Source organism: Gluconobacter frateurii (assembly GCF_002723955.1).
Taxonomy (GTDB): Bacteria; Pseudomonadota; Alphaproteobacteria; order Acetobacterales; family Acetobacteraceae; genus Gluconobacter; species Gluconobacter frateurii.
Window position 1 is genome coordinate 717,095 of sequence record NZ_BEWN01000002.1, and the last position, 17,093, is coordinate 734,187.

At 57.5% G+C, this 17,093-nt stretch carries 10 protein-coding genes; 7 read left to right on the plus strand and 3 right to left on the minus strand.

Features of this window, described 5'->3' with window-relative positions; translation table 11 throughout:
- Positions 1-85 precede the first annotated feature (85 nt).
- Positions 86-1,900: a DEAD/DEAH box helicase gene (locus tag GFR01_RS08720; protein WP_174694687.1), complete on the plus strand. Its 1,815-nt coding sequence runs from the start codon at positions 86-88 to the stop codon at positions 1,898-1,900.
- Positions 1,901-1,960: 60 nt separating this feature from the next.
- Here the strand turns inward: GFR01_RS08720 and GFR01_RS08725 are convergent, their stop codons facing one another.
- Both GFR01_RS08725 and GFR01_RS08730 read right to left on the minus strand, forming a co-directional pair.
- Complete coding sequence (locus GFR01_RS08725; protein WP_099182101.1) at positions 1,961-2,839, minus strand: PPK2 family polyphosphate kinase; 879 nt, start codon at positions 2,837-2,839, stop codon at positions 1,961-1,963.
- A complete protein-coding gene (locus GFR01_RS08730; RefSeq protein ID WP_099182102.1) occupies positions 2,829-3,584 on the minus strand; it encodes an SDR family NAD(P)-dependent oxidoreductase in 756 nt (251 codons plus the stop codon). Before GFR01_RS08730 ends, GFR01_RS08725 begins: the two co-directional genes overlap by 11 nt.
- Before the next feature lie 70 nt (positions 3,585-3,654).
- On the opposite strand from GFR01_RS08730, the gene GFR01_RS08735 reads away from it, so the two are divergent.
- From GFR01_RS08735 to GFR01_RS08750, 4 genes are all read left to right on the plus strand, one after another.
- Positions 3,655-4,239 carry a YqgE/AlgH family protein gene (locus tag GFR01_RS08735; protein WP_063903401.1) on the plus strand — a complete coding sequence of 195 codons (585 nt, stop codon included), beginning with the start codon at positions 3,655-3,657 and terminating at the stop codon, positions 4,237-4,239.
- A gap of 50 nt (positions 4,240-4,289) precedes the next feature.
- The gene (gene grxB, locus GFR01_RS08740; RefSeq protein WP_099182103.1) at positions 4,290-4,946 is read left to right on the plus strand and encodes a glutaredoxin 2; all 657 of its coding nucleotides are present in this window, start codon (positions 4,290-4,292) and stop codon (positions 4,944-4,946) included.
- A gap of 365 nt (positions 4,947-5,311) precedes the next feature.
- A complete protein-coding gene (locus GFR01_RS08745) occupies positions 5,312-9,328 on the plus strand; it encodes an autotransporter outer membrane beta-barrel domain-containing protein (RefSeq protein WP_099182104.1) in 4,017 nt (1,338 codons plus the stop codon).
- A 122-nt stretch (positions 9,329-9,450) separates the two neighbouring features.
- Positions 9,451-10,842: a M20/M25/M40 family metallo-hydrolase gene (locus tag GFR01_RS08750; RefSeq protein WP_099182105.1), complete on the plus strand. Its 1,392-nt coding sequence runs from the start codon at positions 9,451-9,453 to the stop codon at positions 10,840-10,842.
- Positions 10,843-10,893: 51 nt separating this feature from the next.
- Here GFR01_RS08750 and GFR01_RS08755 read toward each other — a convergent pair whose 3' ends face one another.
- A complete protein-coding gene (locus GFR01_RS08755) occupies positions 10,894-13,131 on the minus strand; it encodes a S9 family peptidase (protein ID WP_099182106.1) in 2,238 nt (745 codons plus the stop codon).
- 148 nt (positions 13,132-13,279) lie between these two features.
- Between GFR01_RS08755 and GFR01_RS08760 the strand changes: the two genes are divergently transcribed.
- Positions 13,280-14,359, plus strand: coding sequence for an aldo/keto reductase (locus GFR01_RS08760; protein WP_099182149.1), 1,080 nt, complete (start codon positions 13,280-13,282; stop codon positions 14,357-14,359).
- An 89-nt stretch (positions 14,360-14,448) separates the two neighbouring features.
- Positions 14,449-17,049 (plus strand): ATP-dependent chaperone ClpB, encoded by a 2,601-nt coding sequence (clpB, locus tag GFR01_RS08765; RefSeq protein WP_099182107.1) that lies wholly within the window; start codon positions 14,449-14,451, stop codon positions 17,047-17,049.
- Positions 17,050-17,093: the final 44 nt, after the last annotated feature.

Here is a 17,093-nt window from a genome sequence, read left to right on the forward strand (position 1 = left end):
ATTTGTGCGCGGAAGTCTTTATGCAGCGGCATCCCAGCCGCCGCTTTTTGCCGTCGGCGTGACGTTTGCCGAGTGTTCATCAAATATGCCTTTCCCCGATACTCATCCTGCCCTTGGGCGCGCCCTGACGGCGCGCGGCTACGAACAGCCAACTCCCGTTCAGGAAGCCGTTCTGCAGCCAGGGCTGGAGGATCGTGATCTTCTGGTTTCCGCCCAAACGGGCTCAGGCAAGACCGTAGCCTTTGGTCTGGCCATTGCGCCGACGCTGCTGGGCGAGGCCGATCGCCTCCCGCCGTCGCCGCAGCCGCTGGCTCTGGTCATTGCCCCAACGCGTGAACTGGCCCTGCAGGTCCAGTCCGAACTTGAATGGCTCTATGCCGAAACCGGTGCCCGCATTGCGAGCTGCATTGGTGGCACGGATGCCCGCCGTGAAGCCCGCGATCTCAACCGTGGCGCCCATATCGTCGTTGGGACGCCGGGCCGCCTGTGTGATCATCAGTCCCGTGGTTCCCTTGACCTGTCCGGTCTGCGCTGCGTCGTGCTCGACGAAGCTGACGAAATGCTGGACATGGGCTTCCGTGACGAGCTGGAGCAGCTTCTGGATGCGTCCCCGGCCGAGCGCCGTACGCTGCTGTTCTCCGCCACGATCGCCCGCGAAATTGCGTCCCTGGCCAAGCGTTTCCAGAAAGATGCCAAGCGCATTGATACGGTCACGGGTGCGAAGCAGCATTCCGATATCACCTATCGCTGCGTCGTAACGGCTCCGCAGGAAATTGAGCGTTCCCTCGTGAACGTTCTGCGTTTCTACGAGAGCCCGACGGCCATGGTGTTCTGCAACACCCGTATGATGGTTGGTCAGGTGCAGGCAGCTCTTCTGGAGCGTGGGTTCGCCTCTGTCGCCATTTCCGGTGAGATGGGTCAGAATGAGCGTAGCCGTGCGATCGAGAGCCTGCGTTCCGGTCAAGCCCGTGTCTGTGTTGCGACTGACGTTGCAGCCCGTGGCATTGATGTTCCGGCGCTGAACCTCGTCATTCATGCAAGCATCCCGACGGCTTCTGAAACGCTGCTGCACCGTTCCGGCCGTACGGGTCGTGCAGGTCGTAAGGGCACCAGTGTGCTCATGGTGCCGATGAATCAGCGTCGTCGTGCTGAGCGTCTGCTGGCCATGGCTCGCGTGAATGCTGAGTGGGAAGCTGTTCCGACGGCTGCGGCTATTGCTGCTCAGGACACACAGCGTCTTCTGGAAGATCCGATTCTTGCCAACGCCTCGGAAGAGACGACGGATGAACTGGTTCTGAAGCTGGCCGAAACCTACGACGCCAAGAAGCTCGCAGCGGCTCTGGTAGAAATGTATCGTGCCCGCCTTCCGCAGGTCGAGCAGATCCGTCCGATGTCCGTTGAAGCTCCGAGCAGCCGTGGTGAACGCGGCGAGCGTGGGGAACGTGCTCCGCGTGAAGAGCGTGTTGTATCCGGTCAGTGGTTCAAGATGGGCGTTGGCCGCACCGAGCGTGCCGATCCAAAGTGGCTGATCCCGCTGATCTGCCGTCTTGGCAATGTTCAGAAGCGTGACATTGGCAGCATCCGCATTGAGCAGGATCAGACCTATTTCCAGATCACGGATGAGAGCGTCGAGCGCTTCAAGTCCTGTGTTGCTGGGGCCGAGCCTGATGAAGTGACGATCGAGCCATCTGCCGAGCCTGCTGGCGGCGGTTATGGTTCGCGTGGCCGTAATCCGGGCGAAGGCAAGCGCTTTGGTCGTCCCGGTGGGGGCGGTGGCTTCAAGGGTGGCCCGCGTTCCGGCGGCGGTGGCGGATACAAGGGCCGTGGCGGCGCGGGTTTCAGCCGTTCCAAGTCCAGCGGTCCGACCGGTGAGGGAACGAGCCGCAAGCGCCGTTCCTGATCTGCCAGTCGGATCGAACTAAAAAGCCCCGCCGGATCAGTCCGGCGGGGCTTTTTCTTTTCAGGGCTTTTTGGAGTCTTCCGCAAGGAGCGTATCCCGCGCGGCTCTCAACGTATCCGAGAGTTTTTCGTCTGGCACCTTGAGATGTAGCCCTTCCAATACTTCCAGAAGGGCTTCCGCCACCATCAGCCGTGCGACCCATTTATGATCGGCCGGAATGATGTGCCAAGGAGCCTCGGGCGTTGAGGTTGCCTGAATGGCGGCTTCATAGGCCTGTGTATACTCCGGCCATTTTCCGCGTTCGGCGAGATCGGAAGGCGAGAACTTCCAACGCTTCTCGGGTTGGGTCAGGCGTTTAAGAATACGTTTCTTCTGCTCATCCGCCGAGATATGCAGAAAGAGCTTTAGAATAACGATATTCTGATGCGTGAGATAAGTCTCAAAATGCCGGAGATCTGCCAGGCGGTGATCCCAGAAATCGGGGGTATCCGGGTCAAGGCCGCGTGCTCTAACGATATCGGGGTGGACGCGCGCAATCAGAACATCCTCGTAGTGGCTGCGATTGAAGACAGCAATGTCACCACGAGCGGGCGCCATCAGATGAACCCGCCACAGATCATCCCGCTTTTCTGCTGCCCCTGCCGGGGTCTTGAAGGATGTGACGTGAAATCCCTGAGGGTTCAGGCCGGAAAAGGCATGTCGGATGGCCCCATCCTTGCCAGCCGTGTCCATACCCTGCAGGACAACCAGAATCCCATGGGAGCCATGAGCGGCGAGACGGCCCTGCAGAACGGCCATGCGGTCCACGCAGTCCCGGATACGGGTATGTGCGCTTTTCTTGTCATGCCCGATCCGGTCATCGGTCTTGAAATCAGAGAGGCGAAACTTGCTGCCATCAGTGATTTTCAGACGGGAGGGAATACCACTTTCAGCCGACATGCCGGTTCACCGTCAGTCCACCCGAAGCCTGACAGACGGGCATGATTTCCATGGTATTGACGTTCATATGCCATGGCAGGCCGACCAGCCACGAGACGGTTTCGGCAATATCTTCCGGGGTGAGGGGAGTGGTGTCCTTGTAGACGTCTGCAGCTTTCCCGTCGTCTTTCAGGCGGACATTGCTGAACTCGCTTCCCCCACAGAGACCGGGTTCAATATCCGTAACGCGGATCCGCTTGCCGAGAAGATCCGTGCGGAGGTTCTGGCTGAACTGGCGAACAAACGCCTTCGTGGCTCCATAAACGTTTCCGCCAGCATAAGGATAGGTTCCAGCCGTGCTGCCCAGTGTAAGAACATAGCCGGAATTCCGTTCGACCATGCCGGGAAGAAGGGCATGGGTAATTTCGACCAGACCGGAAATGTTGGTGGCAATCATGGTCTCCCAGTTTTCCACCTCTGCTTCCTGAGCGGGTTCCATACCGAGGGCGAGGCCAGCGTTGTTCACAAGAACATCAACTGTCTGCCAGCCTTCCGGTAGACTCGTGGGAAGCTGACGTAAGGCCGCTTTGTCCGTCATGTCCAGCGGGAAGGGAAGCAGGCTGTCACCGAGCTCTTTCTGGAGCGCATCAAGCCGTTCTGCTCGTCGCCCTGTTGCGATGACGCGGTGGCCATCCCGCACAAGGCGAGTGGCGATGGCGTGCCCGAAGCCTGCGGTAGCACCGGTCACGAGAACAGTCAGGGACATGGGGACCTCCATAAAACTCTCGACAGGGGAACGCTTGCAAAGAGGCAAGAGATGCACCCATCTTTAAGGAATGAAGAAAACACTCGCCGGACAGAATGACAACCTGACAGGCATGCTCCTGGTCGCCGCTCCGCAACTGGCAGAGACGGTCTTTGCCCAGAGCGTGATCTACCTGTGTGCTCATTCCCCTGAAGACGGGGCGATGGGGCTCATCATCAACCGTCGTCTGGCCCAGCCGGGGCTGGATGATCTTTTTGCCCAACTGGGAATTGAACCCAATCCACCGGAGCGTCGTATTGCGGTCTGTATGGGCGGCCCGGTCGATCACTCGCATGGGTTTGTTCTTCACTCGACGGACTGGACCGGAGAAGGGAGCCTGGGCGTAAATGAACAGGCCACGCTTACAGCCAGTCTGGATGTGCTTCGGGATCTGGCCTCCGGGCAGGGTCCGAAGCAGGCGCTGATGGCTCTGGGACATGCTGCCTGGGGTCCGGGTCAGTTAGAGGAAGAAATCCTGCGGGACAGTTCCTGGTATGTGGTGCCAGCCAGTGATGAGATTGTTTTCGGGCTGGATCATGCGAAGAAATGGCGCAAGGCCCTGGCCGCCATCAATATTGACCCTCTGCTTCTATCGGGAGCCGTTGGGGAAGCCTGATACCTGCCCGGCGTGATCAGCGCTCTATTTTTAAAAGGACACTGAAACCCGTGAACCAGACAACACGCATCCTGCATATCTATGAGCACTGCCCGTTCTGCGTGAAAGCTCTTATGATTTTCGGGCTCAAAAATATTCTGTTCGAGCGGCGCGTTTTTCTGAATGATGACGAAGCTGGCCCGATCAGCATGGTGGGTCGCAAGGTCGTACCGATCCTCGAAGAAAATGGGCGGTACATGCCCGAGAGCATGGATATCGTCTCCCATATCGATGGGATCGGTGAGCCTGTCCTGACAGGGCCAGTCCGGACAGAGATAGCGGACTGGCTGAAAGCAGGGGGCCGTGCGACGTACCGTCTTTTCCTACCGCGTGCTGTCTGCACGCCGCTGCCTGAATTTGCGACGACTTCAGCGCGTGCTGGTTTCATTCGACGCAAGGAAGAGTCGACGGGACCGTTCTGGGAAATTCTTGCAGACGGGTCCAAGGAGATCGCTGAACTGAATGCGTTGCTGGAGAAGCTGGCGCCGTTGATCCAGTCGCCGGAGGCAGTGAACGGCACTCTTTCGACAGACGATATCCATCTGTTTGCGCAGTTACACAGCATGTCCCTGATCAAAGGGCTCCGTTACCCATTAGAAGTCGAGGCATATCGTCAGACCATGTCCGAGAAATCAGGTGTTGGTCTTTTGGATATGTTTGCTGTTTGAGAACATCCGAGGCTGGCCTGAAAGAATTCCGGGGATACCCTGTCACGGCTTTTTCAGGTCATTCAGCAGTGTGGGTATAACTGATCCACACTGTGAGAGGGGAGAGATGTCTGGCTTTCTCGTTCTCTCCGCCTTTCCAAGTAAAAGCGTTTGAGTGGGACTGCCAAAATCCGCAAACTTGTCGTTGCGTCCGCGTCTTCGCGCGTTGTGAGGAAATGTTGCATAAAAACAACATGAAGACGGTAGTACGTGGAAATATGATACGTATCATTTTCGAAAAACTAAGAAACGAATATAGATAACGTCGTAACTATTTGTGTCGTTTTGATGCAGAGTTTTTATTTTAACAGATTACGGATTATCTGATGCGATCGTTCAGCCTGCTTCGTCCCTTCTGTCATGCGGGAAGCAGGACACTGACAGGATTGCTTCTCGGTACGGTTTCGACTCTCGGGTTCGTGCAGGAAGCACAGGCAGCGTCAGATACGCAGGCAATTTCAGGCTCATTTACTGGAACTACAGTCAATCAGGTCTATGACGGTCCGGTGTCCGTGGATGGCCTGCTGACTCTTAAAAATGGCGCAAAACTGACGGCGCCCTCAATGATTGCGGGCCCAGGGCCAGATGGATCGGCTCTTGTCACGGTTACGGGAAGTGGGAGTGCGCTCTCAACAAGCGGCAACCTGATTGTCGGGGCCGCGCCCGAGGCTTACATTGGAACGACACTGACAATGGCGTCCGGTGGCGCCGTAACGGCCGGAAACATCATTGCAGGCCAAGGTGATGGCACTCTTGGAACCCTGAATGTCACGGCGAACAATAGCGGTGATACCACCCGTCTGACGACCAACAATCTGTTTCTCGGCACTGAAGGCGGAAATGCTGCCCTGAATGTCACCGGTCAGGGCACCGGTGTCGCCACAGTGCATGTCGATGGTCAACTGGTTGTCGGTAAGCCGGACGCTATTGATGGGCTTGGTGCCAATACCGTTTACATTGCCGGGGGCGGTGTTCTGGAAGTTGGCGGTACGAACGGCATTCAGGTTTCAGGCAGTAAAAGCGATTACACGTTTACGCTGGCTGGCGGGATCTTGCGGGCAATCGGTGCAGACCTGACGACGGATGCCAACATCACCCTCGGTCGGACGACGGGGACGTCTATTCTCGATACGGGCAGCTTCGACATGCGTCTGAGTGGGACTGTCACGGGGAGTTCAAACCTTACCAAGACCGGGTCCGGCACCTTAACCATGACGGGAGATACCCAGTATGCCCATGGTGTGGGATCTCCACCCAACACGTTTATTCGGGAAGGAATGCTCGCAGCGTCTCCGTTAAGTCTGCGAGGCGTCGGAACGATCCAGAACGACAGTACCCTTTTGATCGACCGCGCACTGTATACTGGCTCCCTGACGACTTGGCCCGATATGGTCTTCAATACGATTACGGGCACTGGCCAACTGGTCAAAGTGGGCTCCGCAACTGTCACGCTGACAACGGACAATTCCTATACAGGCGCGACAGTGGTCCGAGAGGGTGTTCTTCAGCTTGGTACGGGCGGCAAGACGGGAAGTATTGGCAAGACAAGCGGCATTGAGCTTCTGGATCCGTCGTCCAATCTCACTGTCTATCACGGCAATGATCTGACAATTGCGTCGCCAATTACGGGCGTCGGTTCTGTCACACAAAAGGGGACTGGTAGTCTCACGTTGGCTGCGGCCAACAGCTACACCGGTGGAACGCAGGTTCAGGCTGGGACGCTGACAGGAACGACACAGAGCTTCGGCAGTGGTGCGATCGGCACGGCGTCTGGTACCACTCTGTCGCTGAATCAGTCCACGGATGGTGTTCTGGCCAACCTGGTGTCTGGTGACGGGCAGCTGGTGAAGCAGGGGAGTGGCAATGTCACACTGGCAGCTGCCAATAGCTACACGGGTGGAACGCAGGTTCAGGCTGGGACGCTGAGGGGAGCGACACAGAGCTTCGGCAATGGTGCGATCGGCACGGCGTCTGGTACCACCCTGTCGCTGAATCAGTCCACGGATGGTGTTCTGGCCAACACGGTGTCTGGTGATGGTCAACTGGTGAAGCAGGGCAGTGGCAATGTCACGCTGGCTGCTGCCAACAGCTACACGGGTGGAACGCAGATTCAGGCCGGTACGTTGACGGGAACGACGCAGAGTTTTGGGAGTGGAGCAATTGGGGCCACCGCTGGTGCCACTCTGTCTCTGAACCAGTCAGCAGATGATGTATTGGCCAACACGGTGTCTGGCAACGGACAACTGGTGAAGCAGGGAAGCAGCAACGTCACGTTGGCTGGGGCCAATAACTATACCGGCGGAACGCAGATTCAGGCGGGTACGCTGACGGGAACCACCCAGAGCTTCGGTAGTGGAGCGATTGGTACGGCTTCTGGCACAACCCTGTCGCTGGATCAGTCCACGGATGGTGTTCTGGCCAACATGGTGTCTGGTGACGGACAGCTGGTGAAGCAGGGCAGTGGCACAGTTACCCTTACAGGCTTCAACAGCTACACCGGGGGAACATCCCTTCAGATGGGTACGCTGGCTGGCAGTGCTCAGGGTTTCGGGACCGGGGCGGTTGATGCTGCGGCAGGAACGAGCCTGCTTATAAATTCAGGCGGCACCTTTCATAATAGCCTTGTGGGAGAGGGGCGCTTTGTGAAGGTGGGGCAGGGTGCCCTGTCCTACACAGGCAACGGTGCAGCGTTCACGGGAAACACGGACGTCCGTCAGGGAACGCTTTCCGTGGACGGAGATCTGCAACACTCCACCGTGACTGTTGAAAATACTGCTGCGCTGTCCGGAACGGGCCTGATTGGGAATGCAGTCGTGCAGGGTGTGTTTGCACCCGGATCTGGCGCTTTTGATGCTCTGCATGTCGCGGGAAATGTCTCGATGCAGGGTGGTTCTACATTGGCCGTGAATGTCGGGTCCGATCTGCAGTCCAGCCAGGCGCTGGTTGCTGGAGCATTTGCGATTGCTCCCGGTGCGACACTCGCGGTGACGGCACAGGACGGAGCGGCGCTGTCAGTCGGGCAGCATTACACGCTCGTTCAGGCGCAGGGTGGCGTGACAGGACAGTTTGCCCAATACGATCAGACCGGGCTTGTGAACACACATTCCCTGCTTCTGATGACGCAACCTGCTTATACTGCCGATGAAGTGCAACTGGTGCTGACGCGGAATACCAGCCGTAGTTTCGGATATGGTTCGGCTACGCGAAACCAGAAGGCGGCGGGTTACGGCCTTGATGGGTTGGCCGTGACCGCTGGCGGTCTGGCGCTGACAGACACGGTTGCGGGGCTGAGCGATCAGCAGCGTTACCGTGCTCTCAACACGCTGTCTGGGGAAATCAATGCCAGCGCAAAGGCGGCAATGATCAATGACGCATTCTATATCCGGGATGCTGCATTGAACCGTCTGGATTGTGCGGATGACGTTTTGCGCCAGACGGGAGTCGATCAGAAATCCGGAGCGTGCAGAACTACCGACGGGCATCGCCTGAGTGTTTGGGGAACTGTTTACGGCGCCAAAGGACAGAACAGCGGAACCGCTTCTGCTGCGAGGTTGTCCAACAGTTCTGTCGGCTGGATCATGGGGGCTGATACGCGCCTTGGTGAGTGGCGTGTTGGTGGGTTGCTGGCTTATGGCCGCAGCATGTTCTCTAGCGGGGAGGGTCGCAACGCCTCCGGTCACTCTAATAATGCAACGCTTGGTGCTTATGGTGGAACCGACTGGCGCGTTGGTGGTCTGACCCCGGATGCACGCGTGACGCTGAAGCTGGGGGCTGATTATACATGGAATGTGATGGATATTCGCCGGACCGTTCAGATGCCTAGCTATCAGTCTCGGACGAACAGCAGTCCTCTGGGTGGGACCGGACAGGTCTACGGTGAGAGCGGTTATCGTATCGTTTTGAAAGCAGCGCGTACGCCTGTCGAACTTGAGCCGTTCGTGCGTATGACATACCTGAATTATCAGGCTGACGGCTTCCATGAGCATGGCGGCGCAGCGCTGAAAGTTCAGGGGATGGACCAGAGCCTTGGATATTCAACATTTGGCTTGAAGGCCGCGACATCTCTGCGCTGGGGCTCGATGGTGGTCATGCCAAATACCATGCTTGCCTATCGCCACACGTTTGGCATGACGAACACGACGGCCCGGGAAAACTTTGCAGGCCTTCAGGGCTACAGCATGGATGTTGCCGGTACACCGATTGCGACAGATGCTGCGGTGCTGAAAGCCGGTCTGAGTGCCAAACTGGCAGATCGGGTCAATGTCAGCGTGGATTACATCGGACAGTACGGCAATCATCTGACCACAAGTGGCGGCAGCGGAACGGTCTCTTACCGCTGGTAACATGATTGAAAGCACCGCTGACTTTCACGAGGGCAGCGGTGCTATTCCAAGGCTGGCAGATGTCTGACTAGGCACAGCCAGAAAGCACGGTTACGCTTCCGTATCTGATTCAGGAGAGACGGATGCGGAAAAGTACCGGAGCGATATTGTCACTGGCCTTGATGGCGGGGAGTGCACTGGCGGCAACACCAGACCATCAGGATGCAGCGCATCAGGCTCTTGATCTCGCGGAAAAATCCATCGCCCTTCGCTCGGTCGCGGGGGATGGTAACCAGACGCCTCAGGTTGCGGCTCTTTTCCGGGACGCCCTGATCAAGGGAGGTTTTGCGCCCGCAGATGTCGTTATCACTCCCTATAAAGACACGGCGTATCTGATCGCTCGTTGGCCGGGCAGTGATCCCGCTCTGAAGCCTCTGGTTATTTCCGGTCATATGGATGTGGTGGAAGCCAAAGCGTCTGACTGGACGCATGATCCGTTCAAGCCCCAGATTGAAAACGGATATCTGCTCGGGCGCGGTTCAACCGACATGAAGCTCGATGATACGCTGGCGATTGCCGCGCTTCTGGAGCTGAAAAAAGAAGGCTACAAGCCACGTCGTGACATCATTCTCGAATTTTCGGGCGATGAGGAAACGACGATGGCGACCGGCGCCATCATCGCGAGCAAGCTGGCCAATGCGGAACTTGTCCTAAATATGGATGGCGCCAATGGCACGCTGGATGAAAAGACTGGCAAGCCCGATTACTTTACATGGGAAGGTGCGGAGAAGACCTACGCTGATTTCCGCCTGACTGTGACCAATCCGGGTGGGCATTCTTCCGAACCGCGTGCTGTTAACGCGATTGATGAGCTTGCGGCTGACCTGCTGCACATTCAACAGCATCGTTTTAAGCCGGAACTGAACGATCTGAGCCGGAGCTATTTCGTGAATGCGGCCCGGTGGCAGAAGCCGGATATTGCATCGGCCATGAAAGCGTTTGCGGCCAATCCGTCTGATGAAAAAGCCATTCGCACGCTTTCTGCGGACCCGGCCTTCATCGGACGAATTGGAACGACCTGCGTCGTGACCATGATTGATGGTGGGCACGCCTTGAATGCGCTTCCTCAGCGGGCGACGGCGAATATCAACTGCCGTATTTTTCCTGGTCACCCTCGGGCGGCCATCATGGAGGAACTGCGTCAGGCCGCTCATGATCCGGGTATGACGATTGAAGACGTAACAGAAGGGTCTGTGGAAACGGCAGCATCTCCGATGCGACCGGATGTCGTGCAGGCTATTGAGCATGGCATGCACGTTGCTTATCCGGGGGTTCCGGTTTTTGCGGCTATGTCTTCAGGGGCGAGTGACAGCATGTGGTTCCGTTCCCATGGTGTCCCGAGCTACGGGATTAGCCCGATTTTCATCAAAAACTCTGATTCTTTCATGCATGGCCTGAATGAACGCACGCCTGTGTCGGCCATTGCTCCGGCGATGGAAGATCTGCTGGTGTTGATCCCGGACCTGTCTCACTGACAATAGAACAGCGTCTTCGGAAGTGTCGAAGACGCTGTCTTTAAAAAAACCTCAGGGCTTCAGAACGTCCCCTAGAAATTCTGCCCGTCTCTGCGTGACGCGGGCGCGGAGGATTGGGTCTGGCAACATGTGCGTGCCGGGCAGAAGCAGAAGATCGTAGGGCTTCCCGGCTTTCAGGAGGGCCTGCGTTAGCTTCATCGTGTTTTCGAAATAGACGTTATCGTCAGTCAGGCCGTGCATGAGCAAGAGCGGGCGTTTCAGGTCATCGGCATACGTCAGGACATTGCTTTTGCGATATCCGTCAGCGTCGTTCTGCGGTGTGTCGAGGTAGCGCTCGGTATAAGCGGTGTCATAATCCGCGAAATCGACCGGTGGCGCGCCAGCAACGCCGACCTTGAAGACATCCGGGCGGCGGATTGTCGCCATGGCGGTGAAATAGCCACCGAAAGACCATCCGTAGACACCAACACGGATCAGATCGAGTTCAGGGTAGGTTTTACCGAGCGCCTGAAGACCATCGATCTGATCCTGAAGAGGTGCGTCGATCAGGTTCCCCTTGATGGCGCGCTCGAAATCATGATCCCGGCCGGGTGTGCCGCGCCCGTCCAGTGTGACGACGACATAGCCCTGATTGGCGAGGCACTGCTCTTCCATGAAGCTTGATGGCGTGTCGTGCACGAGTTTGACGCCCGGGCCGCCATAGACGGACAGCACCACAGGATAGTGATGTCCTTTCTGGAAATGCTCCGGTCGGATGACGGCGGCATCCAACTGATGCTCGCCAGCGGTTGTGAACTGAACATGGACGGGAAGGTGAGGGGGCTGTGCTACGCCGGGTAGGGTGGCGAGGATCTTGCCTTTTGCATCCCGGAGCAGAGTGCGTCGGGTGCCATCAGCCGACGCGAAGCTGTCGATCATCAGGCGGTGAGCGCCCGGAGTGAAATGGATGGTGTGGGTGCCGGCTTCTGTTGCGAGAGGCGTTGTTTTGCCGTCAGCCAGAGAAATACGGACGACCTGATTATCGATCCGGTTCGGGCGCACCGTAACGACGACACTATTGCTGTCGGCGTCATAATCATTGAACGCGACGTAAGGTGTCGTGTCCGGAGTGAGAATCCGCTTCAGGGAGCCGTCGGCAGCGTGATGCTCAAGCTGCCAGGTTTTTCCGCGTTCGGAGGCCCACAGGAAGCCTTGTCCCCCATTGAGAACAATCGGGAGAGCCTGCGCACCAGCCGCTTCCCGCGGGTTCAGGTTCAGCCATGCCTTGTCTGCCTCTGCGAGCAGGACTGAGGTTTTTCCGGTTGCCGGATCGACGGAAAGAACCTGTTCCTGTGTCTGCTGGCGGTTCAGGACAACAAGGAACAGGCCGCCGTTCTTTCGCCAGACCGCACGGGCCATGTAAGGCCATGCATCATGGTCCCAGCTAATCCAGCGTGTCTCGCCCCCCTTGGCACTTATGAGGCCGAACCGTGTGCGGGCATTGGGCGTCCCGGCACGGGGATAGCGGAACTCGACAGGAGCGGTTTGGGGCGTTTCCGGGTTGGTGATGTAGTGTTTTTCAACCGTGCTGGAATCTGCTTCCTCGAACAGGATCGTCTGGCTGTCCGGGGACCACCAGGCACCGTCCGGCCGTTCCAGTTCTTCCGCCGCTGCAAATTCGGCGAGGCCGTTTGTCAGGGTTGGTGTGCCTGTTGTGGTCAGGCGTGTCTGGGCACCACTGACGAGATCGACGGCATAGAGATCATTTTCGCGAACCACGGCGATAGTCTGACCATTCGGAGACAGACGCGGGGCAATCCAGTTGCCATCAATGGAAGAGACGCGTCCGTCATCAGTGGCGATCCGGATGAGGCGACCACCCTGAGAGGCCAGGATTGTGCCGCCGTCTTCGCTCATCTGATAGTCCGTAATGCCGGACATAGACTGTCGGGCACGCTCGCGCCGGGCTTTTTCTTCTACGGACAGGTGCTCCGGACCGGCTTCGGGAGCAGCTAGTTCGTGAAGGGTATGATCCGGGAAGTCGTAGCGGAACAAGTGCAGGCGTGTGTCGAACGGTCCGGAGCGCAGGAACAGGACCGAATGCCCATCCGGGGTGACTTCGGCGTGGTTCGGTAGTCCAAGCGTGCCGTTTCGTGTTTTGGCAAGATCGACCATGCAGGCGGCCGGTTCGGCGGCTTTGACAGGCATGGCAGCCAGCAGGGACGGGAGAAACACGCAGGACAGCAAGGCTCTGCGGAGACGGAATGACGGCATGGCGGCTCCGGATCGAAGGATTTTGACATCAATCATGGACTGGCCTGCTGATCCTGAACAGAGTGCCTGCACATGAGAGGCCGGGTTGCTCACGATTATGGGAGCAGGTTGGAATTTACCGGGACCGATGCGCCAGTGAGGTGTTGTCTGTCATGGTGTGTCTCAGAAGAGGAACCTGATGGATATGCAGTATCGTCAGCTAGGTCGTTCTGGCCTCAAGATTTCCGCTCTCAATTTTGGCTCTGTTACATTTGGTGGGCAGGGTGATTTTGCCGCGACGGGTAATATTGATGTTTCAGAGGCCACCCGCATGGTGGATCTCTGCGTCGAGCATGGGGTGAACATGTTCGATACTGCTGATGCTTATTCCGGCGGTGAAGCTGAAGAAATCCTGGAGCGTGTTCTGAAAGGACGCAGCAGGGAACTGCTTGTGACCAGCAAGGTTCGGTTCCCGACAGGAAAAGGTCCGAACGAGCAGGGCCTGTCCCGGCATCATATTCTCAATGCCTGTGAGGATAGTCTGCGTCGGCTGGGGCGTGACCATATCGACCTGTATTATCTGCATGAATGGGACGGGCTGACGCCGGTTGAGGAAACGCTGGAAGCGCTTCAGACCCTCCGGGATCAGGGCAAGATCCGTTATGCGGGCATTTCCAACTTTGCAGGCTGGCAGGCCATGAAGCTTCTGTCCGCGGCTGAGCGGGATCGGTTGATTACGCCCGTTTCCGAGCAGATCTATTATTCGCTGGAAGCACGTGACGCCGAGTATGAGCTGCTGCCGCTAGCAGTGGATCAGGGCTTGGGTGTTCAGATCTGGAGCCCGCTGGCCTGTGGGTTGCTGACGGGTAAGTATCGTCGCGGAAAGACCGCCCCAGCTGATAGCCGCCGTATCTCGGGATGGCCGGAGCCGGAAGTCCGGAATATCGAAAAGCTTTACGATACCGTTGAGGTTCTGGTCGAGATCGCGGAGGAGCATGATGTTTCAGCGGCTCGGGTGGCACTGGCATGGTTGCTGCATAAACCAGGCGTGACGTCTCTGGTGATCGGGGCACGCAAGGAAAGCCAGCTTCTGGATAATCTGGCAGCGGCTTCGCTCCGTCTGACCAAGGTGCAGGTTGCGCGGCTGGACGATGTCAGTGCGCCTGATCTGATTTATCCGTACTGGCACCAGCAACGAAACGCCTTTGATCGGCTGTCAGAGGCTGACATGGTGTTGCATGGGCCTGCGAAACGTCATCGGGAGGCTCTTGAAACGAAAAAATGAGTGCCTAAATATTCATCACCGGTCGTCGCCTTCGGGGGCGGCCGAGACATCATATGCCGCCGATACGGGGCATGAGAGGACATATTAGAATGGACATTCAGAAGTTTACGGAACGCAGCCAGGGTTTTCTTCAGGCTGCACAAACCATTGCTCTTCGGGAGTATCATCAGCAGTTGACGCCGGAGCATTTGCTCAAGGCCCTGCTGGATGACGAACAGGGTGCTGCGTCGGGGCTGATTCGCGCAGCAGGCGGCGATCCGAAAGTTGTTCAGGCGGCCAATGATGCGGCGCTTGCCAAACTGCCGAAAGTGCAGGGCGGTGGTGCCGGTCAGCCGCAGGCCACACCTGATTTCGTGCGTCTGTTGGATTCCGCCGAAGCCGCAGCAAAGAATGCGGGTGACAGTCATGTTGCGCAGGACCGACTGCTAGTGGCGATTGCCGCCAGTAACTCTCCGGCAGGTAAAGCGCTGGTTGAAGGCAAGGCTGATGCCAGTGCGCTGGAACGTGCTGTCGCCCAGATCCGCAAGGGCCGCACTGTGACCAGTGCATCTGCTGAAAACACGTTTGACGCATTGAAAAAATATGCTCGCGATGTGACGGCAGTAGCGCAGGCTGGCAAGCTTGATCCAGTTATCGGTCGTGATGAAGAAATCCGCCGGGCCATTCAGGTTCTGGCCCGCCGCAGCAAGAACAATCCGGTTCTGATCGGTGAGCCGGGTGTGGGTAAAACCGCGATCGTTGAAGGTCTGGCGCTGCGTATCGTCAACGGCGACGTGCCCGAGGCTCTCCGCAACAAGAAGCTGATGTCGCTCGACATGGGCGCTTTGATTGCCGGTGCGAAATTTCGTGGTGAGTTCGAGGAACGTCTGAAGGCTGTTCTCAAGGAAGTTGAGACCGCAGAAGGCGAAATCATTCTCTTCATTGATGAAATGCATACGCTGGTCGGCGCTGGCCGCTCCGATGGTGCGATGGATGCGTCCAACCTCATCAAGCCGGAACTGGCCCGCGGTACGCTTCACTGCATCGGTGCGACCACACTTGATGAATACCGGAAGTACATTGAGAAGGACGCAGCTCTTGCCCGTCGCTTCCAGCCGGTTTTCGTCGGTGAGCCGTCCGTCGCTGATACGATTTCGATCCTGCGTGGCATCAAGGAGAAGTACGAGCTTCACCATGGTGTTCGCATTACGGATAACGCCATCGTTTCCGCCGCAACGCTTTCCAACCGTTACATCACGGATCGCTTCCTGCCGGACAAGGCTATTGATCTGATCGACGAGGCCGCCAGCCGTCTGCGGATGCAGATTGACAGCAAGCCGGAAGCTTTGGATGAGCTTGATCGGCGCATTATTCAGCTGAAGATCGAGCGTGAGGCCATCCGCAAGGAAGACGATACAGCGTCGAAGGATCGGCTGCAGGCTCTGGAAGCCGAACTGGCTGATCTGGAAGAGCAGTCCGATGCGATGGGTGCCGAGTGGCACGCTGAGAAGGATCGCGTTAACGCCATCCAGAAGCTAAAGGAACAGCTGGATACAGCGCGTTCCGACGTCGATGTGGCGCAGCGGCAGGGTAATCTCGCCAAGGCGTCTGAGCTGATGTACGGCCTGATCCCGAACCTTGAAGCCCAGATTGCCAAGGCTCAGGAAGAAGAAGACGCAGCATCCAAGTCGGGTCTGTTCGCTGACAGCGTGACAGAGCAGGGCATTGCGTCGGTTGTGTCGCGCTGGACGGGTATTCCGGTAGACCGCATGCTGGAAGGCGAGCGCGCCAAGCTCATGCGGATGGAAGATACGCTGCGTGATCGGGTCGTCGGTCAGGAGCAGGCTCTTGTTGCGGTTTCCAATGCTGTTCGTCGTGCGCGTGCAGGTCTTCAGGATCCGAACCGCCCGATTGGCTCGTTCCTGTTCCTTGGCCCGACGGGTGTTGGCAAGACCGAACTGACGAAGGCGCTGGCCCAGTTCCTGTTTGATGACGAAAAGGCTCTGCTGCGGATCGACATGAGTGAATTCATGGAGAAGCACGCGGTGTCCCGTCTGATCGGTGCGCCTCCGGGTTACGTTGGTTACGACGAAGGTGGCGTGCTGACGGAAGCAGTTCGTCGTCGTCCGTATCAGGTCATCCTGTTTGATGAGGTGGAGAAGGCCCATGAGGACATCTTCAACATCCTGCTTCAGGTTCTTGACGATGGTCGCCTGACGGATGGGCAGGGTCGTGTGGTGGATTTCCGCAATACGATCATTGTTCTGACGAGCAACCTTGGCTCGGATGTTCTGGCCAATCAGGAAGATGGTGAATCGCCGGATCTGGTTCAGGCTCAGGTCATGCAGGTCGTGCGTAATCACTTCCGGCCGGAATTCCTGAACCGTCTGGATGAGATCATCCTGTTCTCCCGTCTGCAGCGTGCAGATATGGGGCGGATTGTCGATATTCAGCTCAGCCGCCTGCGGCAGCTTCTGGAAGATCGCAAGATCACTCTGGAGCTGGATGAGAAGGGGCGGGAGTGGCTTGCTGAAGCCGGATACGACCCTGTCTACGGTGCGCGGCCTCTGAAGCGTGTGATCCAGCGTAGTCTTCAGAACCCGCTGGCAGGTCTGTTGCTGGATGGAACCATCCGGGACGGGGACACCATCCACGTTTCTGCCGGTGACAAGGGACTTACGATTAACGGTCATCCCGTCTCGCAGGACTGAGTTCTGCGGAAAACTAAGACATTCAGAAGAAACGCCAGATTTTT

Bases quoted from the DNA above. Each gene is read 5' to 3' on its own strand.
- GFR01_RS08725 (WP_099182101.1), bottom strand. From the start codon at position 2,839: ATGTCGGCTGAAAGTGGTATTCCCTCCCGTCTGAAAATCACTGATGGC.
- GFR01_RS08720 (WP_174694687.1), top strand. From the start codon at position 86: ATGCCTTTCCCCGATACTCATCCTGCCCTTGGGCGCGCCCTGACGGCG.
- GFR01_RS08735 (WP_063903401.1), top strand. From the start codon at position 3,655: ATGAAGAAAACACTCGCCGGACAGAATGACAACCTGACAGGCATGCTC.
- clpB (WP_099182107.1), top strand. From the start codon at position 14,449: ATGGACATTCAGAAGTTTACGGAACGCAGCCAGGGTTTTCTTCAGGCT.
- GFR01_RS08755 (WP_099182106.1), bottom strand. From the start codon at position 13,131: ATGATTGATGTCAAAATCCTTCGATCCGGAGCCGCCATGCCGTCATTC.
- GFR01_RS08745 (WP_099182104.1), top strand. From the start codon at position 5,312: ATGCGATCGTTCAGCCTGCTTCGTCCCTTCTGTCATGCGGGAAGCAGG.
- GFR01_RS08730 (WP_099182102.1), bottom strand. From the start codon at position 3,584: ATGTCCCTGACTGTTCTCGTGACCGGTGCTACCGCAGGCTTCGGGCAC.
- GFR01_RS08750 (WP_099182105.1), top strand. From the start codon at position 9,451: ATGCGGAAAAGTACCGGAGCGATATTGTCACTGGCCTTGATGGCGGGG.
- GFR01_RS08760 (WP_099182149.1), top strand. From the start codon at position 13,280: ATGCAGTATCGTCAGCTAGGTCGTTCTGGCCTCAAGATTTCCGCTCTC.